Raw genomic sequence first — 19,958 nt, 5'->3', positions numbered from 1 at the left:
ACCCCGTGTCCGGCACCCGCGCCCCCTCAGCGCCGCGGCCCCTCACCGCCGCGCCGTCTCCGGCGCCCCGCGCCGGCCCGGTGCCGGGATCAGGGGCACGCCCGTGCGCAGACGGCGCCGTACCCCTCGTACGAGTGCGTCCGCCGTGTAGGTCGCGCCGTACACGAAGCGCATCGCCGGGCCGAAGGCGGAAGCCGTGGTCAGGCCGGCCAGGAACAGGCCCGGGTGGGAGGGGGACTCGAAGTCCCGCGTGACCTCGGGGGAGCCGTCGGCGGCCGTGGCCAGCGTGGTGCGCAGGTCGGCGGGGAGAAGGGTGAGGCGGTCGGTGGTCGCCTTGAAACCCGTGGCGGCGATGACGTGTTCGGTCTCCAGGGTGTGCGCGGAGCCCGTGCCGTCCGTCAGGTCCAGGCGCAGTCCCCCCGGCACCGCCCGCGCCGCCGCCACCTCGTGGCCCAGGCGCACCTCCACCGCCGGTTCGAACCGGTCCCGTACCCACCACGCGCCCGCCGGGCCCAGCGCCGTCGCCGCGATCCGCGCCCGGGTCGGTTCCGGGAGGCGGCGGAAGAGGCCGGGGCGCTCGGCGTAGAACCAGTTCCGCCAGCCGCAGCCCAGGCCGCTGAGCGGGGAGCGGGCCTGCCGCCACCACGGGCGCTCCCACGGCGGCGGCACGTCGTTCCAGCGCAGCTCACCGGCGCGGGCCAGCACCCGTACCCGCGTGCCCTGTTCGGCGAGCAGCGCCGCCGTCTCCAGTGCCGCCTGACCGCCGCCGACCACGGTGACGTCCCGTCCGCGGAAGCGGTCGAGGTCGCCGTGGTGGCTGCTGTGCGTCACGAGGGAGGCGTCGAGGCCGGTGAGGGAGGCGGGGATCTCGACGAACGGCAGGACGCCGACCGCGAGCGCGACCGTACGGGCGGGCACCACCTCCCCGTCGTCCGTCACCGCCTCGAAGCCGCCCGCGCACCGGACCACCCGGGTCACCATCCGCTCGTCCACCTCGGGAACGGCGGTGCGGGCGAACCACAGGCCGTACGCGGCGAACACCTCCGCCGGGATCGGCTCGCCGTGGCGGGCCGTCAGGCCCTGCTCGGCGCAGTAGACGTCGAGGCGCCGGCGGCGCCCGGGGTCGGAGAGGTGCGACGCCCACGGCTCCGACTTCAGGAACATCCCGCGGGGCATGTGGTCGCGCCAGGAGGCCATGGGCCGCCCGAAGACGCCCACCCGCAGTCCGGCGGCCGCGGCGTGGGACGCGATCGACAGGCCGTACGGGCCCGCGCCCACCACCAGCAGGTCGTACATCAGCGGCTGCTCGCTTTCTCGTCGTCCGACAGGTCGGTCAGGTCCGGCGCGGATCCCTGACGCACCACCCGCGCGCCCGCCCGCTCACCGGGCGGCGCGCACAGCCCGCGCAACCGCTCCAGGACCCGTCGGGACACGTGCCGGGCCCACCACGCCCACATCGCCACTCCCGGCCCGCGGTCGTCCGCGGCGTACCAGGCCGGCTCCCGGCCGTCGGGTGCCGGGCGCAGGGCGGTCAGCGGGGCGTAGTTCTCCACCACGAACTCCCGCCCGGCCCGCGGCGCCCCGTCCGGCAGCGGACGGTGGGTCAGGTCCAGGTGCAGGGCGCGTACGACGTCCAGCTCGGCGGTGTCGCAGAACAGCCGGAACTGGGCGCCCGGGCGCGGGTTGAAGTCGAGGAGGTGCGGGTGGCCGTCGGGGCCGCGGCGGAAGTCGAGGTCGAAGATGCCGCGGTAGCCCAGTTCGGCGGTGAGGCGCTGGGCGAGCGTCTGCACGACCGGGTCCGGCGTCCACCGGCCCACCGCCGTCAACCCGGCGCCGCGCGGCCAGGACTGGAGCTTGACGCCGGTGCCGCCGCCGCGGACGGTGCCCGAGCGGTCGGCGTACCCGTGGCAGAAGCGGTCGCCGTCCGGCTCCGGCGGCAGGAACGCCTGCAGCAGCAGCCGGCTGCCCGCCTCCGCCGAGCGCCGGTACAGCTCGCCGGCCTCCTGCGCGGAGCGCAGCAGGACCGTGCTGCGCAGGCCGCCGCCGGCCGGCAGCAGCCAGGGGCGGCTCCACTTCGCCACCACCGGCAGCCCGAGGTGCCAGGCGGCGGCAGCGGCGTCGGCGGGGCTGTCCGGGATCAGCGTGAGCGGGTGCGGCACGTCCACGGACGCGCACAGCGCGGCCAGTTCCGCCTTGTCGGCGACCCGCTCGGCCAGCGGACCCGGCGTCGCGGGCAGCAGATAGGAGGGCGCCAGCTCCGCCCGCAGCCGGCTCACCGCCACCGCGCTCGCGTCGTCCATCGGGATCAGTACCGCGGGGCGCGCGACCCGGGCGGCGATCCGGCGCAGGGCGACGGCGATGTCGGCGGCGGGCGCGCCCGGTGGCGGCGGGGGATGCATCTGCCGTACAAAGCGCGACCGGGACACCGGACTTCCGGTGGAATCCGCGATCACATGCACCTCCACTCCGGCCCGGCCGAGCGAGCGCACGGCTCCCAGCGTTCCGTGGTGAAAGGGATTCCGGTCGATCCGCAGCAGAACGGCGGGGACGCGGGTGTCGAACAGCGACACGGATTCAATTCCTTCGGTCGTTTCACCCGTGCGGGCGAGCGGGCCACCCGAAAGCCGTAAGCACGGTGGCGTAGTTCATATTCATATGACTGAGTGTCAGGTAACGCGTTTCACCTGTCCCCAGAGCGCGAGAGTGAGAAAGGAGCAGGCATGGACTCACAGCAGCGAAGGGCCCGGACCGGTCGGCTGGCGTTCATCGCGGTGGCGACCGCCGCGTCCGCCGCCCTGGCCGTGGGGCCCGGATTCGCCGCGGGGGTGGGGGCCGCCGATCCGCCCGCTCCCACGCCTGCCGTCCCCGCGGTCCCGGCGGAGTCGTCCCCGGCCGCCGCCCCCGTCACCGAACCCGAGCCCAAGCCGGCCCCCGGGGTGCCCGCGTTCGGCGCCTACCTCGACTACGGCCCGCGCGGCGTGGCCCGGATGGCCGAGCTCAGCCGCTGGCTGGGCGGCACCGAGCTGCGCGTCGGCCACACCTATCTGCCCGGCGACCGCTGGAGCAACATCGAGGGCGCCCCCGGCTTCCTCGACGTGTGGGCGGACTGGCGCAACGAGAAGAACGACCGGATGCTGGTCCTCAACGTCCCCATGCTGGAGCGCAACGAGGACCACGTCTCCGACGCCGAGGTGCGGCTGCTGCTGCGCCGGGGCGCGGTGGGGCAGTTCGACCATCACTTCCGCCGCCTCGCCGAGCGGCTGGTCGAGCTGAACGTGCCGGACACGGTGATCGTGCTCGGCTGGGAGATGAACGGCATCACGTACACCCATCGCTGCGGGCCGGACCCGGAGGCCTGGAAGACGTACTGGAACAGGATCGTCACCACCATGCGTTCGGTGCCGGGCCAGAAATTCCGCTTCGATTTCACGCCCAGCCGGGGCCGGGACGCGATTGCCTGGACGCAGTGTTATCCGGGCGACGACACGGTCGACATCATCGGCATGGACTCGTACGACCAGCCGGAAGGACTCTCGTTCGACCAGCAGGTGAAAGAGCCCTACGGACTTCAGGAGCACGTGGATTTCGCCAAATCCCACGGCAAGGCAATTTCCTATCCTGAATGGGGACTCTTCCGCAACGGTGACAACGCCGAATACATGCGGCGGATGCTCGCGTGGATGGACGAGCACAAGCCGCTGTACAACACGCTGACCGACTACTGCCCGCACGGCGTCTGGCAGTGCGAGGACAACCCGAAGGCGTCCGACGCCTACCGCTCGATCCTCTTCGGCCGCACTCCCGAGGAGCCGACGACGGAACCGACGCCCGAGCCGACCCCGGTTCCGACCCCGGACCCGACTCCCGACCCCACCCCGACCACCCCGCCCAACTGTTCACCGATGGACCTGGGCGAGTGGGTCGAGTACTGGATCGGCGGGAAGCTGTGCATGCGCTTCGACTGGTGGTCGCGCACCCGGTGACGGAAGGCAGCCCCGGTGGCGGCGGGTCGGTCACGATCCGCCGCCACCGCCGCGTTCCCGCCATCGGCGCAGCACCTCCTTGCCGCGCCGGCGGGCCGCGGCGTCGCACAGCGCGGCCGCCAGCAGCGGGGCGGTGCGCCGGCGGGCCAGCAGTAGCCGCTGGTTGACGGCCGGTTCGGGCTTCCAGTGGTGCTTGTACGGCTCGTTGCCGCGCAGCAGGCTCAGCGTGCCGCGGGCCTGCCCGGTGCACGCGTCCAGCAGCATCACCGCCACGTCCGCCTTGCGCTCCCGCAGGCACGGATGGGCGCCGTACAGATAGCCGCCCGCCAGCCGCCGCGACAGCAGGGTCAGGTCGACGGCCACCACGTCGTCGTCCAGCCGGAACTCGGTGACGACCGCGTCGCCTTCCGCCACCATCGGCCCGACCGAGCGCACCAGATGGTCCCGGAACCGGGGCCGCAGGTGCTCGCTCGTCACCTTCCGGCCCTGCCACTGGAGCTGGTGCAGTTCCAGCAGCCGGCGCAGTGCCTTGTCGACCTCGTCCGGCTCGACGACATGCCGTTCGACGCCGAGCGAGGCCAGCTTGCGCAGCTTGGCGCGCACCCGCTGCTGGGCCTTGGCGGACGGCAGCCGGGTGATCAGTTCGTCCATGGGTACGGCGGGCAGCTCCAGGCAGAGCGAGTCGCCGACCCGGCGCCGGGGGCCCGGCCAGTGGGCGTAGAGCCGCTCGGCCGCGCCGCCCGGGCGCACCTCGCGCAGGTCGACCAGCGCGGTGCGGGCCGCCGCCGCGAGCCCCTCGGCCAGCGCGGCCACCGCCGCCTCGCCCCGCTCGTCGTCCAGCAGGACGTCCCCGTAGTCGGAGATCGCCCCGCCCAGCGGCACGAGCGACGGCACCGGACGGTGGACGCGCATCAGGGGCGCGGCGGCCACCAGGTCGTCGTGGTCGCGGACGACGAGGACGCGCAGCCGGCCGCGCCGGCCGTAGGAGAGCCACCAGGAGTGCAGCCAGGCGTGGCTCTGGAACGGGGTCGCGGCGGAGCAGCGGCGGTACAGGCGGGTCCAGTCGGGGGCGAGGGCGGCGAAGACGGTGTCGTCGGTGACGAGTTGCGTCGTGTACGTCACAGCTGGCCGTGGGCGTCGGCGGCGACGGCCGGGCCGGGCACGGAGGCCGGCCGGCCCGGCTCCTCGGTGCTGCGGCGCGGCCGGACCAGCAGCACCAGGCCGCCAAGGAGCCCGCCCGCGCTCGCCCCGACCAGGCCGGTCAGCGCGGGGGAGGCCGAGGAGGGCTCGGTGGGCTTGGTGGCGCGGGCGAACTGCTGGAGCTCGACGTTGGTGGCCGACTCGGTGTTGTCGGCGTGCCGGGTCAGGGCGCGGGCCACCGCGTTGGCCATGTCGGCGGCGAGGTCCGGGCGGGCGGAGGTCGCCGTGATCGCCACCATCGGCGCGTCCGGCGAAGTCGCCGTCTGCACACTGGACTTGAGCGTCTTCACGGGCACTCCCGCCCACACCTGCGCGTCCCCGAGCACCGCGAGCTGGGTGGCGACCCGGCCGTAGGCCTGGGCGAAGCCGAGCGCGGAGGCCGAGTCGGACTTCTCGGTGGGGACGGCGATGACATAGCTGGTCGCCGTGTAGGCGGGCGTCTTGGCGAGGCCGTACACGCCGCCGAGCAGGCCGCCCGCGACGGCGCCGGCCGCGAGCAGGGACCAGGCGGGGAGCGTCTTGGCGCGGGTGAGGACCGCCGGGCGGCGCGGTCCGGTGGGGTTCTCGGTCATGAGGAACTGACTCCCTGGGGTGACGTGGACGGTGACGGGGGCGGTGCCGGGGACGACGAGGATGCGGCCGCGTAGACGTCCATCAGCTGGGCGGCGCTGCGGGTGATGCAGTAGTGGTGGGCGGCTTCGGGGGCGGTGCGCGGTCGCGGGCCCGCGGCGCGGGCCGCGGCGAGGGCGCGGGCGAACTCGTCGGCGCCGCCGCGGACTTGGCGGGCGAGGACGGCCGCCTCGGCGGGCAGGTCCTCGATCGCCGGGCAGGAGCTGTAGAGCACCGGCAGCCCGGACGCCAGCGCCTCGACGACCGCGAGGCCGAACGCCTCCTCGGGTGAGGGCGAGGCGAGGACGTCCATCGCCCAGGTGAGGGACGGCAGGTCGGGGCCGGGGGAGCCGTCGGGGACGTAGGGCCGTTCGCCGGTGAACAGGACCCGGTCGGCGACGCCGGCCTCGTGGGCGGTGCGCCGCAGGACGCTCTCGTCCTGGCCGCCGCCGACCAGCAACAGCCAGCAGTCCTCCGGGAGTTGGGCGAGGGCCTGGATGAGGGTGCCGAACCGCTTGCCGGCGGTGAGGCGTCCGATGCCGCCGATGACGAACGCCTCCTCGGGCAGGCCGAGGCGGCGGCGGGTGTGGAGGCGCTGGAGGGGGTCGAAGCGGAAGCGGGCCAGGTCGATGCCGTTGGGGACGACCTCGATGCGGGGGGCGGGCACGCCCCAGTTCCGCAGGCGCTGGGCGACCGTGGGGGAGACGGCGACCGTGGCGCGGCCGAGACGCTCGCTGGCCAGGTAGAGGCCGCGGACGCCGGCGGTGAGGCGGCGGCCCTCCATCTGGGAGTCGCCCAGGGAGTGTTCGGTGGCGACGACCGCGCGGACCCCGGCGAGCCGGGCGGCGAGTCGGCCGTAGACACAGGCCCGGTACAGGTGCGTGTGGACGAGGTCGTAGCCGCCCGCGCGGATCAGCCGCACCAGCCGGGGCAGCGCGGCCAGGTCACGGTTGCCGGCCATGCCGAGGTGCGTCACCCGCACCCCGTCGGCGATCAGGCCGTCGGCGACCGCGCCCGGGTTGGTGAGCGTCACGACGTCGCAGTCGACCGGCAAGTGCCGCAGCAGCAGCCGCAGTTGCTGCTCGGCACCGCCGATGCCGAGCCCGGTGATGACGTGCAGTGCCTTCACCTCAGACCCCCTCGACGGGGCGGCGCCGCAGTCGGTGCAGCCGGCGCTTGAGGAAGAGGCGGACGGCGGTGTCGTTCTGCCCGATGTGGACGCGGGGGAGCGCCAGCGGGCTGTCGACCCGGCCGGGGTCGATGGCGCAGGCGTACCGGTACCCGGCCTCCCGTACGGCGTCGACGGCGCGCTCGTCGAGGGCGCCGTAGGGATAGCAGAAGCCGCCGACCGCCGTGCCGGTGATCTCCTCCAGCGCGGCCCGGCTCTCGACGACCTCGGACTTCAGCCGGAGGTCGTCGGCCCGGGTGAGGTCGACGTGGGTGAGACCGTGCGAGCCGATCTCGACGCCGGCCCGCGCCGCCTCGCGGATGCCGTCGGCGGTGAGCAGCGGCTTGCGCGGGCCCAGCGGGTCCCAGGCGTTGTCGCCGCCGAGCCGGCCGGGCAGCACGAAGACGGTGGCGCCGAAGCCGTGCCGCCGCAGGACGGGCAGGGCCGCGGTGACGAAGTCGGCGTACCCGTCGTCGAAGGTGAGCGCGACGAGGTCCGTGCGGTCGGGCGCGGTCAGCAGGTCGGCCACGGAGACGCCCCGCAGGCCGCGCCGGGCGAGCCAGGTCAGCTGCAGGTCGAGCCGGTCCGGGGTGACGGTGATGCGGTACGGGTCGTCGGAGCAGTCGCCGACCGAGTGGTACATCGCGATCCAGGGAGCGGTGCGCGCTCCGGGGGGAGCGGCGCGGTCAACGGGTGCGGCCATGCGTGAGCCTCCGCGTGAGGGTGCGTACGGATCGGAGTGCGGGTACGACGCCCTGGGCGTCCAGCGCCCAGGCGAGCAGGACGAACACGGCGACCGCGGTGGTGCCGGCCGCGGCGAGCCCGGGCACGGCCGCCGGTACCTGCTCGGCGACGAACGTCCCGGCCACGGTCGCGATCACCGCCGCCCGCACCGGCTTGCTCAGCTCGCCCAGCACGCGCCGGACCCGGATCGGCACACTGCGCGGCCCCATCCCGGCGAGCAGCACCACGGCCGTCACGGTGATGCCGGAGGCGTTGGCGGCGGCGATGCCCAGCACGCCCCACGGGCCCACCGTCCAGGCGCCGATCCAGGACGTGGCGACGATGCCGGTGGCCATCGCGGCGACCGGGTACCAGCTGGGGCGGGCCGCGGAGAAGTACGACCGCACGAGCACGCCGGTCAGGGTCTGACCCAGCAGTCCGAGGGCGTACACCCGCATGACGGCCGCGGTCGCGGCGGTGTCCCGGGGGGTGAACGCGCCCCGCTGGAAGAGGAGTTCGACGATCTGCGGGGCGCAGGCGATGACCACGGACGCGCCGAGCAGCAGCACGCAGGTGGCCAGCGCCAGGTCCCGCTCCACCCGGGTGCGGGCCCGCTCGACATCACCGTCGGCCAGCGCCCGCGCGACCACCGGGAAGGTGACCGTGCACAGCATCATCGACAGCGTCATCGGGATCTGGGCGACCTTCTGCGCGTAGTTCAGGTGCGAGATGGCCCCCGCGTCGAGCGTGGAGGCGAGGAGCCGCTCGATGAGGGTCTGCGACTGCCGGCACAGCGCGAAGAGCAGGACGGTGGCGACGAGCGCGCCGGTGACGGCAGGCTCGGAGTCCCCGTCCGCCGGCTCCTCGACGGCGGGCGCCTTGCGCCGCAACTCGCGGATGAACGAGGGCAGTTGTACGACGACCATCAGTGCGCCGCCGACGGCCACCCCGATCGCCGCCGACCGCACGCCCCACTGGCCGCCCAGGACGAACATCGCCGTGATGATGCCGGTGTTGTACGCCACGTAGATCGCGGCCGGCGCGAGGAACCTGCGGTGCGCGCGCAGGGCCGCGCTGCAGTACCCGGCGAGCCCGAAGCCGAGCACGCAGACCGCGGTGAGGCGGGTGCAGTCGACGGCCGGTGCCGGGTCGGGCAGGCCGGGCGCGAGGGCCTCGACGAGATAGGGGGCGGTGCCGGCGATGAGTGCGGACACGGCGACGAAGGCGAGGGAGAGCCGGGGCAGCGTACTGCCGACCAGGGCCCGCACGGGGTCGCCGCCGGCGCCCTGGGCCCGCCGGGCCAGCGCCAGGCTGAACGCCGGGACCAGCGCGAAGGCCAGGCCGTCCTCGATGAGCAGGGTGGACGCGAACTCCGGGATGGTCCACGCGACGAGAAAGGCGTCCGTCTCACTCCCGGCCCCGAACAGCCGCGCCAACGCCTGATCCCGGGCAAGCCCGAGCACGGCACCGGCGGCGGTGAGGACGGCGGTGACGAGAGCGGCCTTGGCGAGGAAGCGCCGGGAGGCGGGGGCTACGTCGGTGGCGCCGGGGGGTGGGACTTCGGTACGGGCGGCGGGGAGGGGGGCGGCCTTCGTAGGGGCGTCGGCGCCGCCGCCGGCCTCCGTGCTCGCGTCGTCCCCCGTGTCCTCGTCGCCCCGCGGCAGCCGGGAAGGCGTCACCGTCATCGCGCGGCGGCCTCCTCGGTGCGGGCGGGCACCGGCGGCGGTACCGGCACGGTCTCCCGCGGGCCGCCGCCGGCCAGCCCCCACCACGCCGCCAGCCCGAAGCACACGGCCGTCAGCACGGTCGAGGGCCCGCCGATGTCGGCGTACACGAAGTCGGTCAACTGCCAGACCAGCAGCCCGCAGGCGACGAGCCCGCAGTCGAGCCCCCGCCCCGACGGACGCACCCGCGCCAGCCCCCGCAGCCCGCACACGAGCAGCGCCGACCAGCCTCCCGCGAGGGCCAGAAGCCCGATCAGGCCCTGCTCCGCGAGGATCAGGAGGTACATGTTGTGCGGGGACAGCAACGGCTGCTTGCGGAAGGCCGCGCCGGCGCCCTCCGTGTCACTGCCCGCGGACAGCGCGAGCGAGGCGTGGGCGTCCCGGTGTTCGGGGAAGCCCTTCAACCCGACGCCGGTCAGCGGCTGTTCGCGCCACATGTCGACGGCCGCCGCCCACATCGTGTACCGGTCGGTGACGGACTGGTCGGGTGCGTCGGTGACCTGCGTGATGCTGTTGACGCGTTCCTGGAGCATCGCCGAGCCGACGCCGAAGCCGCCGACGAGGATCACCCCGAGCGCGGCGGCCACGGCCCCCACCTTCAGCGCCCGCCGCATCCCGGCCAGCACCAGCTGCGCCGAGCAGGTCACCGCGGTCGCGATCCACGCCCCGCGGCTGAACGACAGGGCCAGCGGCACGAGCAGGGCCAGCGCACAGCACGCGGCGACCGCCCGCTGCCGTACGGCGGTCGTGCCCAGCGCCAGCCCGACCGCGCAGATCAGCCCGAAGCAGACGACGGTCGCCATCCCCATCACGTCCTGCGCCCCGAAGGTGCCGACGGCGCGGATCTCCTGCCCCTGGTACGAGGCGCCGGTCCCGGTCAGGAACTGGTGCACGCCGATCGCCCCCTGCCACAGCGCCAGCCCCACGAAGGACCAGGCGAGGACACGGAAGTCACCGCGGTGCCGGATCAGGAGCAGGACGGCCGCGGGGACGAGGACGAAGATCTGGAGGTAGCGGCCCATGCCGGTGATCCCGGCCCCCGGACTCGCGGCGCCCGTCGCGGCGATCGCCAGCCCGAGCACCGGCAGGCCCAGGATCACGGCGGCGGTACGGGACAGGGGGCGCCGCCGGTCCCGTACCAGCCGGATCCCGCAGTACAGCACCATCAGCGCGGAGACCGCGTCGGCCGGACCAGCGCCGCCCTCGCCGCCCGGCCCGATCGGCAGCCCCAGCAGGGCGATCACCACGACGGCCGGGAGCACCGGCAGTACCCGAGGCAGCCTCATGGTCAGCTCCCTGTCGGGCGGACGAGCGCGGCGGCGGTGCGGGCGAGGATGCAGATGTCCTGCCACAGCGACCAGTTGTCGATGTACGCGTTGTCGAAGCGGGCCCGGTCCTCGATGGAGGTGTCGCCGCGCAGCCCGTGGATCTGGGCGAGCCCGGTGATGCCGGTGCGCATCCGGTGGCGGGCCGCGTAACCGGGGTACATCTGGCTGAACTTGCCGACGAAGTAAGGGCGTTCGGGGCGCGGCCCGACGAGGCTCATGTCGCCCCAGAAGACGTTCCACAGCTGGAGCAGCTCGTCGAGGGAGGTGCGTCTGAGGAAGCGGCAGAACCACGACATCTGGCGTTCGTCGGCCACGCTCCAGCGGGTCGCCGACTCGTGCTCGTCGACCGGGCGGTGGGTGCGGAACTTCAGCAGCGTGAAGGGGCGGCCGTCCTTGCCGATGCGCTCCTGCCGGAAGACCACACCGGGTCCGTCGGTGAGCCGCAGCACCACCGCGCACACCAGCAGCAACGGGCTGACCAGCAGCAGCAGCGTCCCGGCGACCAGCACGTCGAGGAGCCGCTTGCCGATGCTGCCGGGCCGCCGTCCGCCCATGTCGAGACGCCGGCAGGCGTATCCGGCGAGCTGGTCGCGGGAGGCGTACGAGGGGGAGTCCGCGTCGACCTCCCACACCGCGCAGCCCGACTCGGCCAGCGCCCGCAGCAGCGGCCCCTGTTGGGACCGTACCGAGGGGTGCACGACCAGGACGTCCCGGACGCCGTTCTGGATGAGCGCCCGCTCGACCTCCTCGCCGGTGGTCAGCACGGGCAGGCCGTCGCTGCCGTCGGGCTGCTCGGCGACCACGCCCACCGGCCGCACCCCGCAGCGCGGGTGGCGCAGCAGCCCGGCGGCCACGCGCTGCGCGGTCGCGGCGGGGCCGATGACGAGGCCCGCGCGCGGCCGGTCGCGCAGGGCGGTGCGGCGCCGCCGGTGCACGATGCCGCGGGCCGCGCAGGCCCCCGCCGACTGGAGCAGGAAACCGGCGGCGAGAGAGCTGAAGGACAGGGCGTACTGCGGGGTGTGGGCGGCGACCAGCGCGCCGAGCGCCAGCCAGGCGACCGCGATCCGGCCGCACACGGCGGGCAGTTCGTCGAGGACGCCCGGCACCGCGCGCGGCACCTGCGGGCGCAGCAGCATCGACGCGGCGACCAGCAGGGCGGCGAGCAGCGGCTGGTGCGCGGTGCCGGTGAGGGCGAGGGCGCCCAGCAGGGCGGCGGCCAGGTCCGCGGTGAGCAGCGGCACGGGCGAGGCGGGCCGGGGCTGCGGGCGGCGGTGCGGGAACCGGAAACCGCCGGGGACGCCGCGCGACGCGAGGACCGCGACGGGCGAGAAGCCGGGGTCGTGCGGCTGCCCGCCGGGCGAGGGGAGCGTGCTTTCCGCGGTCACGAGTGGATCGACTCCCTGTACTCGGAGGGCATGACGCGACCTGTCGTACCGAGCAGTTCGCGGTACAGGTCCGCGACCGCCTCGGTGGTGTGCCGCACGTCGTGCGTGGACAGGACGTGCCGGCGTCCCTGATGGCCGAGCGACTCGCACAGCAGCGGGTCGAGCAGCAGCTCGGCGACGGCCCCGGCGAGCGGCGCGGGCTGCTCCGGCGGGACGAGACAGTGCGGTACGAGACCCGGCGGCAGGCTCTCCCGGGCGCCGTCCACGTCCGTCAGCACCACCGGCCGCCCGCAGGCCATCGCCTCCAGCGGGGAGAGCGCCATGCCCTCCCAGCGCGAGGGCAGGACGACCAGATCAGCGGCCTGGTACCAGGGGGCGGCGTCGGCGACGGCGCCGACGAGGAGCACCGACTCCGGTGCCAGTGCCCGCAGTCGATCGTGGTCGGGCCCGTCGCCGACGAGTGCGAGCCGGGCCCGCGGCACCCGGTCGAGCACCGCCTCCCACGCCCGCAGCAGCACGTCCTGCCCCTTCTGCCGGCACAGCCGCCCCACACAGACGACGAGCGGGGCGGCGGGATCGACATCGGGCAGGAGGGAGGCGCGTACGGTGCCCACGGCAGCGGGGTGGAAGCGGGCGGGGTCGATCCCGTTGGGGACGATGCTCCAGGGGGCGGCGATCCCGGCGCGCACGCCGGTCGCGCGCTCCGCCTCGCTCACACACACCACCCGGGAGGCCCAACGCGCTCCCCAGCGCTCCCACTTCAGGGCGAGCGCCGCGGTGGTCCCGCCGACCGCCTCGAACGACCATGCGTGCGGCTGGAACACGGTCGGAATCCGACCCCGCACCGCGAGCCGGCCGGCGAGACCGGCCTTCGCGCTGTGCGCGTGCACCAGTTCGGGCCGTACCTCTTCGACCACCCGTGCGAGCCGCCGTACCTCACCCGGCAGCGACGGCCCCGGCGACCGCGTCGCCGCCCACGGCCGTACGTCGGCGCCCAGCGCCCGCAGCCCCTGCGCGAAGTCCCCGTCCGGACAGGCCACCGTGACCTGGAAACCGGCCGTGAGCTGGGCCTCCACCAGGTCCGTCACGACCCGGGCGACCCCGCCTGCCACGGGCTGCGTAAGGTGCAGGACCCGTGGCCGAGGGTCGGTTGCTGACTGGTGCATTGCGCGGTTTCCTCGCTCACGGACGGCTCGGGACGGGCGGGAACGCGCCTCAACTGCGGGCGTCGACGGCGACGAAGAGCGCGCCGGCCCACGCCGCGTCCCGCTGGGAAACGAGCCGGAAGGCCAGCTGGTCACCACCCGGCCGCAGAGCCGTCCCGAGATCGAACACATCGGAGTCGTAGCCGAGGGTGTTCGCGTACGACGGGACGCGCGTCGCCGGGCGATCGCCGGGCTCGCTGATCGTCGAATTCAGCACGTCGGCACCGGGGTTGGCGGCGTCGGCCAGCACGACCGGGGCCCGGCGGTCGGCCGAGAGGGTGAGGCTGTCGCCCGTTCGGCCGCGGTCGCCGTCGTAGGCGACGAGCCCCACCCGGCCGGAGGCACCCTCGGGGAAGCGCAGCCCGCTCGGCGCGAGGTCCTGACCGGACGTCAGCGTGTCGAAGCCGTCCCAGAGGGCCAGCTGCCGCAGCGGCTCCGCTGCCTTCTCGTACGCCACCACCAGCGTCCAGCCGCCCCACGCGCCGGCCTTCGACTTCCCCATGGCCACGTTGAGCTGCGCCACCGTGTAGAGCCCCGAACCGCTCTCCCGCACCAGCTTCGTGACGTCCGCCGAAGCCTGGTAGGCGTCCGCGCCCTGGGCCACCCGGTGGCCGACCAGGGTGTCGGCGAGGACCTCCTTGTACTGGCCGCCGGGCTCGGCGATCAGCACCCGCCCGTTGTCCGCGGGCGGCTTCTGCTCGCCGACGCGCAGGTTGCCGCCCCAGTACAGGCGCGCGTACGTGGCCCGGGCGCCCTCGGGCAGACGGACCTCGGCGCGGGAGGAGTTGTAGGTGTTCGGGTCGGTGTCGACGTCGACGTAGAACATGTCGAGGTCGCCGTTGACCGCCGTGCCGCCCTCGCGGACCGCCGGGCACGAGGGCTGGGCCGCGGTCGCCCGGCAGCTGATGGCGGCGTTGGCCGCGCGGACGATCCCGCCGTGCTGGAGCGCGCGGTACCGCTCGGTGAACGGCAGGCGGGGCGCCGCCGGGGAGGGCGGGGCCGCCGCGAGGGCGCCGCCCGGTGCCCAGACGGAGACGAGGACGAGGGCTCCCACCGTCGCTCGGCGCAGCAGCGGACGCAGGGATTGGCGCATGACCGGGGTGGCCCTTCCGGGAGGTTGCGGGGCACAGGAGGCACGCCCGGGTCGTGATGCCAGGGCGTCAGATGAGTGCGATTTGCCGGCAATGAGGGTGCGTCGGGAGGTCCGCAACTCTAGCCGCTATGCGTATTAATCCGGAGAAAGCAGACAAGTGTGTCGGAATGGTGAAGCGGGGTCCGTCCGGAGATCACCCCATTGGCGGCACAACCCCCGCGCGCGCCGCGCGTTGACACAGCGCCGGGCATCCGCCCGGGTGTTTGTGTCAACCCAAGGAGCACCTCTCCATGTCGCGTATCGCGAAGGGCCTGGTCCTTACCTCCGCTGCTGTCGCGGCCGTCGCCGGCGGTGCCGGCATCGCCGCCGCCGACGCCGGCGCGCAGGGCGCGGCCGCCCACTCCCCGGGCGTCCTGTCGGGCAACGTCGTCCAGGTTCCGGTCCACGTGCCGGTCAACGTCTGCGGTAACACCGTGAACGTCATCGGTCTGCTGAACCCCGCCTTCGGCAACACCTGCGTCAACGACTGACGTCCGTTCGGACCCCTTCGCCGGCCGTCCTCCTGTGGTTCCCCCTCAGGAGGGCGGCCGGTTTTGCGTTGCCCCAAACGGGGGATCGGTGCGCCGACATGGCGAGTGAGGCTTGACAGGGCGTCTCACCAGGGACGACGCGCGAGCCGGACGGTCACGCTCCGCCTTGTATCGGTTGCAGGGTGTGGCGAGCGCTTTCACGGTGGGCTCAAGATCCGTCCCCACCGAAAGGGAATCTCCATGCGTGCTCTGCCCGCACTGCGTCTCGCCTCCACCGCCGTCACCGCCGCCCTGCTGTTCGCAATCACCGCGCCCGCCGCGGTGGCGGCCGACCACGAGTCGAAGCGCGAGCGCGTCGAGTCGGCGGCCAAGGCACCCCTCCCCGGCGCGGACGCCCTCCTCGCCCAGGTCCAGACCCTGGGCAACCTCGGGTCCCTGCTCGCCCCGGTCACCGATGTCCTGAACACCGTGCTCAAGGCCGACGACGGCCAGGTCTCGCCCGAACAGGCCACCCAGCTCCTGGACGCCGTGAAGGCGGCCATCGCCAAGATCACCGCGGCCGCCCCGGTCCCGGTCCCGGAGACCCCGGTGACGCCGACGACCCCGGCGGCCACGACGGCTCCCACCACCCCGGCGGCCACCGCCACGCCGACCACCCCGGCCGCGGCCGCCCCGGTCACCGGGCTGCTCCCGCTGCCCGCGACCAAGAGCGGCGACGACTCCAAGGCGCCGTCCGCGGACGCCGTCAGCGACGCGCTCGCCGCCCTGCAGCAGGCGGTCAGCGACCTGCTCGCGGCGGCCACCGGCGGCGACCCCACCAAGGTGGTCCCGGCTGCGACCGCGGTGGTGAGCAAGCTCCTCAACGCCGTCCTCGCGCTCCTGCTGGCCGGCGGCCTCCCGCTGCCGGTGCCGGTACCGCTCCCGGTGGACACCGGTGCCGCGACCGGCGCGGTCGGCGGGCTGCTGCCCACCTCCTGATCGCCGTCACAGCCGTTGTGCGGGTCCACCGACCCGCACAACGGCTGTTTTGTTTTCCTATTGTTTTTTCTTGGGCCTTTCGGGTTGCAGAAAATTTCTGCGTACAGAGTTTCCGGGCCGCGCAAGAATCGTTAGGCACGGCGTCAGAATTCTCTTTGAAAGGAACACGATGAAGTCCCTGAAGGCTGCCGCTGTAGTTGCCGGTTCCGTGGCCCTCGCCGGCGCTGCCGCGCCCGCGTTCGCCTACAGCGCCGCCGACGTCACGCCCACCAGCCTCACCGGTGCCGTGAACCAGCTCACCAGCGGTCGGCTCGCCCCCGCCGACGTGATGCCGCTCCAGCACCAGTCGAACGCGCTCGACACCGAGAACAAGGACTCCGTGCTCAACACCGTCAAGGGCGCGACCGGCACGCTGAACTCCAGCGGGCTGCTCGGCGGTCTGCCGCTGGGCGGCTGAGGTATTCCCCGCCCGCGTCACAAGGGCCGATTCCGCGGCGTACGGAATCGGCCCTTTGTTTTGGGAAAATACTCCGCGGTGTGTTTTTCACGGGGTGTGTTTTTCGCGGCGTGTTCGAGAAGGCGTCCCTCGATCGTGTGGACCGTGTGCGGGATGTCGCCCGGTCGGGTGAGAACGGACGGGGACCCATTCGGCCCCGTCGATATGGTCGCGCGGTGACCTCAACCTCAAGCGAAACCCGCCCCTTCAACGCCGCCGACCTCGGCACGCTCGTCGTCATGGCCTGGAGCGGCGAGGCCCCCGACGGCGACATGCCCTACCTCCTCGCCTACACCCTCGGGGACGCCGCGGCCGGACCGGAGGCCGCCACGGCCGCCGTCGAAGCGCTGCTGGAGAACAACGGCCTGCCCGTCGGCGGCGACCTCGTCGACGGCAACGCCCGGCCGAGCCTGCCGGTCAGCCTGCTCGTCGAGTCCGGCACGGCGGTCGTCAACATGCCCGGCTTCAACGCGCAGTGCGCCCCGCCGCCGGAGTGGCTGGAGGCCGTCGCCGAACGCGGCTTCGCCTACTTCGTGTTCACCACCCGCCCCTGGCCCGAGGCCGAGCCGGGCAAGCCCGTCGAGCCGGAGGCGCTGGCCGCGTTCGCCGGGGCGGACGAGACGCTGAACGCCGCGGCGCACATCGTGCTGCCGGCGCGGAGCCTGCGGGGCTGAGAAGGCTGAGGGGGTGCGGGGGCCGAGGCGGCGCGACCGGGCCTCGGCCCCCGGTGGGCTTTGCGGGTCATCCGACTTTTCGTCCTGTCGATATTCAGCCTATGGAGCCGTCGTACTACTGCGGCAGCCGGGGGAATCTTGCGCTGGTGACCGGCTCAGGATCGTTACGCGGTACGGACGTTGAGACCGCCGAACCCTGAAAGGGACCGTGCCTGAGATGAAGCCGACCACCCGCCGAACCCTTGCCGCCGTCATCACGGGCGTCGCTGCCGCGGTGGGCGCCGCCGCGACCCCCGCCGCAGCGGTGGACACGGTCCCCGTGCCGGTGCCGCTGGACGGCGTCGAGAAGTCCCTCAACGTGGAGCTGCCCAAGCTCGGCGGCGAGATCCCGCTGCCGATGCCCGGCGCCCCCGAGGGCCCGCAGTACGTCGAGGGCCGGCTCCTGCCCGAGCGGGTCATCCCGCAGCTGCCGGTCTCCGGCGGGCTGCCCGGCGCCGGTCTGCGCGCGCCGCTGCCGCACATCCTCGGCGACGACTTCGACCACGTCGGCGTCGCCGCCCCCGCCTCCGACCTGCGCACGCTGGCCCCCGGCCTGTCCGTCGACGCCCCGCTGACCGCGCCGAACGCCGACAACTTCGGCCTCCCCGAGCCGAAGCTGCCCCAGGTGGGCGTGCTCACGCCGGTCCTGCAGACCGTGCCGGCCGCGAACCTGGTCGCGGGGCCGGGCCTTTAGACGCGGGTTGCGTCGGCCTCCGGGGCCTGTGCGGTTCCGGTTTCGGATCCACGCCGGCGCCCTCCTTCGGAGCCCGTACGGCTCCGTCCGGACCACCGGACGGTGACCGTGCGGGCTCCTTCTCGGTTACCGCTACGGATCTATCGAACCGGGAGGAGCACAGGATGGTCGTCAGTGTCGGTGGAGTGACGGGGCGAGTAGCGGGTGCCGTGGCGGAGGTCGGGGCGCACGGCCAGGCCAGACCCGGTCGGGTGCCGGACGTCGTACGAGATGGGAGCGGTCGGCGGGATGTCCTGCGCGGGCTGTTCACCGCGGCCGGGGCGCTGGCGCTCGCGCCGCTCGTCGCCGCCTCCCGGCCACCGCGAGGCGCCGACGACCCCGGCGAGGTCGCCTTCGACGAGACCTACCACGGCCGCCACATCCGCGGCATCAAGACCACCGCGGGCCGCGCCTCCGACGCCGATCAGTGGCATGTCACCGTCGACGGCCGCCAACTGGAGCTGATGCGCCGCGCCGACGGCACCTGGCTGAGCATGGTCGACCACTACCGGTCGTACGAGACCCCTCTCGAAGCGGCCCGTGCCGCGGTCGACGAACTGGGGCCGGGCCAGCAACTGCGCGAGACCCCCATGGGCCACACGGGAACCATGAGCGGGACGGGGGACATGGGCGTGGGCGAGATGGGTGACATGGGGGGACGTCATGGCGTACGTCCGTAAGGACGCGAGCACGCTCACGAGCGCGGAGAAGCGGCGCTTCGTGAAGGCGATGCTGGAGATCAAACGGCGCGGCGAGTACGACGAGTTCGTACGGATGCACATCGACTACTACGTCACCGACGGCGAGGGCGGCCTGCGTACGGCCCACATGACGCCGTCGTTCCTGCCCTGGCACCGCCGGTTCCTGCTGGACCTGGAGCGGGCGCTGCGCCGGGTCGACGCGTCGGTGACGGTGCCGTACTGGGACTGGACCAAGGACCGCAAGGCCGGTGCCGGGCCCTGGACCGCGGACCTGCTCGGCGGCACCGGACGGCGCTCGGACCGGCAGGTGACGACCGGGCCGTTCGCCTACGCGACGGGCAACTGGACCATCAAGGAGGGGGTCACGGACGGGAAGTTCCTCACCCGGGACCTCGGCCGCGCCGGCGACCCGATCGAACTGCCGACCAAGGCCGAGCTGGAGTCGGCGCTGGCCGACCCGGTCTACGACGTCTCGCCCTGGGACTCGACGGCGGCGAAGGGGTTCCGCAACCGGCTGGAGGGGTGGGGGAGCGGGCGCGGTTCCGCCGCCTGGCGCAATCACAACCGGGTGCACCGGTGGGTCGGCGGTGTCATGGTCGGCGGCGCGTCGGTCAACGACCCGGTGTTCTGGATGCACCACGCCTTCGTCGACCTGCAGTGGTCCCGCTGGCAGCGCCGGCATCCCGGCGCCCGCTATCTGCCCGCGAAGCCGGCGGCGCCGGGCAGTGCGCAGTACCGGCGGATCGTGGCGCGGCACGAGAAGCTGCCGCCGTGGGGCGTGACGCCGGACTCGCTGGAGGACGTCGGCAGGATCTATCGGTACGCGTGACGTCTCTGGGGGGCGGGGGTTTCGCGGGGCGGTTTCGCGAGACCACTGCGCGGGACATGGGAAGAGCCCCGGCGCTCGGAGTGCCGGGGCTCTTCGGTACGGACGGGACGTCAGTCGCCGTAGCCGTAGCCGCTCTTGTCGTCGTGACCGTCGCTGACGTTGGCGCAGGTGTTGCCGAAGGCGGGGTTCAGCAGACCGATGATGTTCACGGTGTTACCGCAGACGTTGACCGGCACGTGGACCGGGACCTGGACGAGGTTGCCCGACAGGACGCCCGGCGAGCCGACGGCCTCACCGTGGGCGCCCGCGTCCGCCATGGCCAGACCGGCGCCGCCGAGCGCCATGGCACCGGCGCCGAGGGCGACTCCGGCAGCCTTCGCGATGCGAGACATCACGTTCTCCTTTTGGATCGATGACCGCGCGGCAGCAGGACGCGCCACCGCACTTCCCGTTCAACGCCGCCGCTCACCGCTGGTAACGGCGATCATGTGCGGATCACCCTTTCTGAACAGGGGGCCGCCTGAGAGACGGGAAAATCGCTTAGCCGGGCCGTCGTCCCT

General features: G+C 73.8%; 20 protein-coding genes. 8 read left to right on the top strand and 12 right to left on the bottom strand.

Features of this window, described 5'->3' with window-relative positions; all coding sequences use genetic code 11:
* Nucleotides 1–42: 42 nt before the first annotated feature.
* Both CRP56_RS15285 and CRP56_RS15280 read right to left on the bottom strand, forming a co-directional pair.
* Nucleotides 43–1,296 carry an NAD(P)-binding domain-containing protein gene (locus CRP56_RS15285; protein ID WP_097264295.1) on the bottom strand — a complete coding sequence of 418 codons (1,254 nt, stop codon included), beginning with the start codon at nt 1,294–1,296 and terminating at the stop codon, nt 43–45.
* Nucleotides 1,296–2,570 (bottom strand): carboxylate--amine ligase, encoded by a 1,275-nt coding sequence (locus CRP56_RS15280; RefSeq protein ID WP_097264293.1) that lies wholly within the window; start codon nt 2,568–2,570, stop codon nt 1,296–1,298. Before CRP56_RS15280 ends, CRP56_RS15285 begins: the two co-directional genes overlap by 1 nt.
* Before the next feature lie 150 nt (nt 2,571–2,720).
* On the opposite strand from CRP56_RS15280, the gene CRP56_RS15275 reads away from it, so the two are divergent.
* Nucleotides 2,721–3,983 carry a glycoside hydrolase family 26 protein gene (locus CRP56_RS15275; RefSeq protein ID WP_097264291.1) on the top strand — a complete coding sequence of 421 codons (1,263 nt, stop codon included), beginning with the start codon at nt 2,721–2,723 and terminating at the stop codon, nt 3,981–3,983.
* 30 nt (nt 3,984–4,013) lie between these two features.
* On the opposite strand, the gene CRP56_RS15270 is transcribed toward CRP56_RS15275, so the two are convergent.
* The 9 genes from CRP56_RS15270 to CRP56_RS15230 are packed head-to-tail and all read right to left on the bottom strand — an operon-like array spanning nt 4,014 to nt 14,418.
* The gene (locus CRP56_RS15270) at nt 4,014–5,105 is read right to left on the bottom strand and encodes a GNAT family N-acetyltransferase (RefSeq protein ID WP_097264289.1); all 1,092 of its coding nucleotides are present in this window, start codon (nt 5,103–5,105) and stop codon (nt 4,014–4,016) included.
* Nucleotides 5,102–5,755: a lipopolysaccharide biosynthesis protein gene (locus tag CRP56_RS15265; RefSeq protein WP_097264287.1), complete on the bottom strand. Its 654-nt coding sequence runs from the start codon at nt 5,753–5,755 to the stop codon at nt 5,102–5,104. The genes CRP56_RS15270 and CRP56_RS15265 overlap by 4 nt, the downstream gene beginning before the upstream one ends.
* Nucleotides 5,752–6,921 carry a glycosyltransferase gene (locus CRP56_RS15260; protein ID WP_097264285.1) on the bottom strand — a complete coding sequence of 390 codons (1,170 nt, stop codon included), beginning with the start codon at nt 6,919–6,921 and terminating at the stop codon, nt 5,752–5,754. The genes CRP56_RS15265 and CRP56_RS15260 overlap by 4 nt, the downstream gene beginning before the upstream one ends.
* Nucleotide 6,922: 1 nt before the next feature.
* The gene (locus CRP56_RS15255; protein ID WP_097264283.1) at nt 6,923–7,663 is read right to left on the bottom strand and encodes a polysaccharide deacetylase family protein; all 741 of its coding nucleotides are present in this window, start codon (nt 7,661–7,663) and stop codon (nt 6,923–6,925) included.
* On the bottom strand, nt 7,647–9,368 hold the full coding sequence (murJ, locus tag CRP56_RS15250) for a murein biosynthesis integral membrane protein MurJ (protein WP_097264280.1): 1,722 nt from the start codon (nt 9,366–9,368) through the stop codon (nt 7,647–7,649). The genes CRP56_RS15255 and murJ overlap by 17 nt, the downstream gene beginning before the upstream one ends.
* Complete coding sequence (locus CRP56_RS15245; RefSeq protein WP_097264278.1) at nt 9,365–10,693, bottom strand: O-antigen ligase family protein; 1,329 nt, start codon at nt 10,691–10,693, stop codon at nt 9,365–9,367. Before CRP56_RS15245 ends, murJ begins: the two co-directional genes overlap by 4 nt.
* Before the next feature lie 2 nt (nt 10,694–10,695).
* Entirely contained in the window at nt 10,696–12,120 is a 1,425-nt protein-coding gene (locus CRP56_RS15240) for an exopolysaccharide biosynthesis polyprenyl glycosylphosphotransferase (protein ID WP_097264276.1), read from the bottom strand.
* A complete protein-coding gene (locus tag CRP56_RS15235) occupies nt 12,117–13,286 on the bottom strand; it encodes a glycosyltransferase (RefSeq protein ID WP_097264274.1) in 1,170 nt (389 codons plus the stop codon). Before CRP56_RS15235 ends, CRP56_RS15240 begins: the two co-directional genes overlap by 4 nt.
* 49 nt (nt 13,287–13,335) lie before the next feature.
* Nucleotides 13,336–14,418 (bottom strand): DUF3344 domain-containing protein, encoded by a 1,083-nt coding sequence (locus CRP56_RS15230; protein ID WP_097264271.1) that lies wholly within the window; start codon nt 14,416–14,418, stop codon nt 13,336–13,338.
* 290 nt (nt 14,419–14,708) lie between these two features.
* On the opposite strand from CRP56_RS15230, the gene CRP56_RS15225 reads away from it, so the two are divergent.
* The 7 genes from CRP56_RS15225 to CRP56_RS15195 all read left to right on the top strand — a co-directional run bounded on the left by CRP56_RS15225 (nt 14,709) and on the right by CRP56_RS15195 (nt 19,398).
* Complete coding sequence (locus tag CRP56_RS15225; protein ID WP_059191878.1) at nt 14,709–14,948, top strand: chaplin; 240 nt, start codon at nt 14,709–14,711, stop codon at nt 14,946–14,948.
* Nucleotides 14,949–15,188: 240 nt separating this feature from the next.
* Entirely contained in the window at nt 15,189–15,926 is a 738-nt protein-coding gene (locus CRP56_RS15220; protein ID WP_179851026.1) for a hypothetical protein, read from the top strand.
* A gap of 169 nt (nt 15,927–16,095) precedes the next feature.
* A complete protein-coding gene (locus tag CRP56_RS15215) occupies nt 16,096–16,383 on the top strand; it encodes a hypothetical protein (RefSeq protein WP_059191876.1) in 288 nt (95 codons plus the stop codon).
* A 215-nt stretch (nt 16,384–16,598) separates the two neighbouring features.
* Complete coding sequence (locus CRP56_RS15210; RefSeq protein WP_097264269.1) at nt 16,599–17,096, top strand: DUF5949 family protein; 498 nt, start codon at nt 16,599–16,601, stop codon at nt 17,094–17,096.
* Between the two features lie 217 nt (nt 17,097–17,313).
* Nucleotides 17,314–17,829 carry a hypothetical protein gene (locus tag CRP56_RS15205; RefSeq protein WP_097264267.1) on the top strand — a complete coding sequence of 172 codons (516 nt, stop codon included), beginning with the start codon at nt 17,314–17,316 and terminating at the stop codon, nt 17,827–17,829.
* A 164-nt stretch (nt 17,830–17,993) separates the two neighbouring features.
* Complete coding sequence (locus CRP56_RS15200) at nt 17,994–18,548, top strand: tyrosinase family oxidase copper chaperone (protein ID WP_097264265.1); 555 nt, start codon at nt 17,994–17,996, stop codon at nt 18,546–18,548.
* Nucleotides 18,532–19,398: a tyrosinase family protein gene (locus CRP56_RS15195; RefSeq protein WP_097264262.1), complete on the top strand. Its 867-nt coding sequence runs from the start codon at nt 18,532–18,534 to the stop codon at nt 19,396–19,398. The genes CRP56_RS15200 and CRP56_RS15195 overlap by 17 nt, the downstream gene beginning before the upstream one ends.
* Nucleotides 19,399–19,508: 110 nt before the next feature.
* Here the strand turns inward: CRP56_RS15195 and CRP56_RS15190 are convergent, their stop codons facing one another.
* Complete coding sequence (locus CRP56_RS15190; protein ID WP_097264260.1) at nt 19,509–19,790, bottom strand: chaplin; 282 nt, start codon at nt 19,788–19,790, stop codon at nt 19,509–19,511.
* Between the last annotated feature and the right edge of the window lie 168 nt (nt 19,791–19,958).

This window comes from Streptomyces sp. TLI_55 (genome assembly GCF_900206255.1).
Lineage (GTDB): Bacteria > Actinomycetota > Actinomycetes > Streptomycetales > Streptomycetaceae > Streptomyces > Streptomyces aquilus.
This window is presented reverse-complemented; position numbering and strand designations above follow the sequence as displayed.

Excerpts from the sequence above, each read along its gene's own strand:
- CRP56_RS15275 (WP_097264291.1), top strand. The coding sequence starts at position 2,721 with ATGGACTCACAGCAGCGAAGGGCCCGGACCGGTCGGCTGGCGTTCATC.
- CRP56_RS15215 (WP_059191876.1), top strand. The coding sequence starts at position 16,096 with ATGAAGTCCCTGAAGGCTGCCGCTGTAGTTGCCGGTTCCGTGGCCCTC.
- CRP56_RS15220 (WP_179851026.1), top strand. The coding sequence starts at position 15,189 with ATGCGTGCTCTGCCCGCACTGCGTCTCGCCTCCACCGCCGTCACCGCC.
- CRP56_RS15245 (WP_097264278.1), bottom strand. The coding sequence starts at position 10,693 with ATGAGGCTGCCTCGGGTACTGCCGGTGCTCCCGGCCGTCGTGGTGATC.
- CRP56_RS15235 (WP_097264274.1), bottom strand. The coding sequence starts at position 13,286 with ATGCACCAGTCAGCAACCGACCCTCGGCCACGGGTCCTGCACCTTACG.
- CRP56_RS15230 (WP_097264271.1), bottom strand. The coding sequence starts at position 14,418 with ATGCGCCAATCCCTGCGTCCGCTGCTGCGCCGAGCGACGGTGGGAGCC.
- CRP56_RS15255 (WP_097264283.1), bottom strand. The coding sequence starts at position 7,663 with ATGGCCGCACCCGTTGACCGCGCCGCTCCCCCCGGAGCGCGCACCGCT.
- CRP56_RS15225 (WP_059191878.1), top strand. The coding sequence starts at position 14,709 with ATGTCGCGTATCGCGAAGGGCCTGGTCCTTACCTCCGCTGCTGTCGCG.
- murJ (WP_097264280.1), bottom strand. The coding sequence starts at position 9,368 with ATGACGGTGACGCCTTCCCGGCTGCCGCGGGGCGACGAGGACACGGGG.
- CRP56_RS15285 (WP_097264295.1), bottom strand. The coding sequence starts at position 1,296 with ATGTACGACCTGCTGGTGGTGGGCGCGGGCCCGTACGGCCTGTCGATC.
- CRP56_RS15195 (WP_097264262.1), top strand. The coding sequence starts at position 18,532 with ATGGCGTACGTCCGTAAGGACGCGAGCACGCTCACGAGCGCGGAGAAG.
- CRP56_RS15200 (WP_097264265.1), top strand. The coding sequence starts at position 17,994 with ATGGTCGTCAGTGTCGGTGGAGTGACGGGGCGAGTAGCGGGTGCCGTG.
- CRP56_RS15265 (WP_097264287.1), bottom strand. The coding sequence starts at position 5,755 with ATGACCGAGAACCCCACCGGACCGCGCCGCCCGGCGGTCCTCACCCGC.
- CRP56_RS15205 (WP_097264267.1), top strand. The coding sequence starts at position 17,314 with ATGAAGCCGACCACCCGCCGAACCCTTGCCGCCGTCATCACGGGCGTC.
- CRP56_RS15190 (WP_097264260.1), bottom strand. The coding sequence starts at position 19,790 with ATGTCTCGCATCGCGAAGGCTGCCGGAGTCGCCCTCGGCGCCGGTGCC.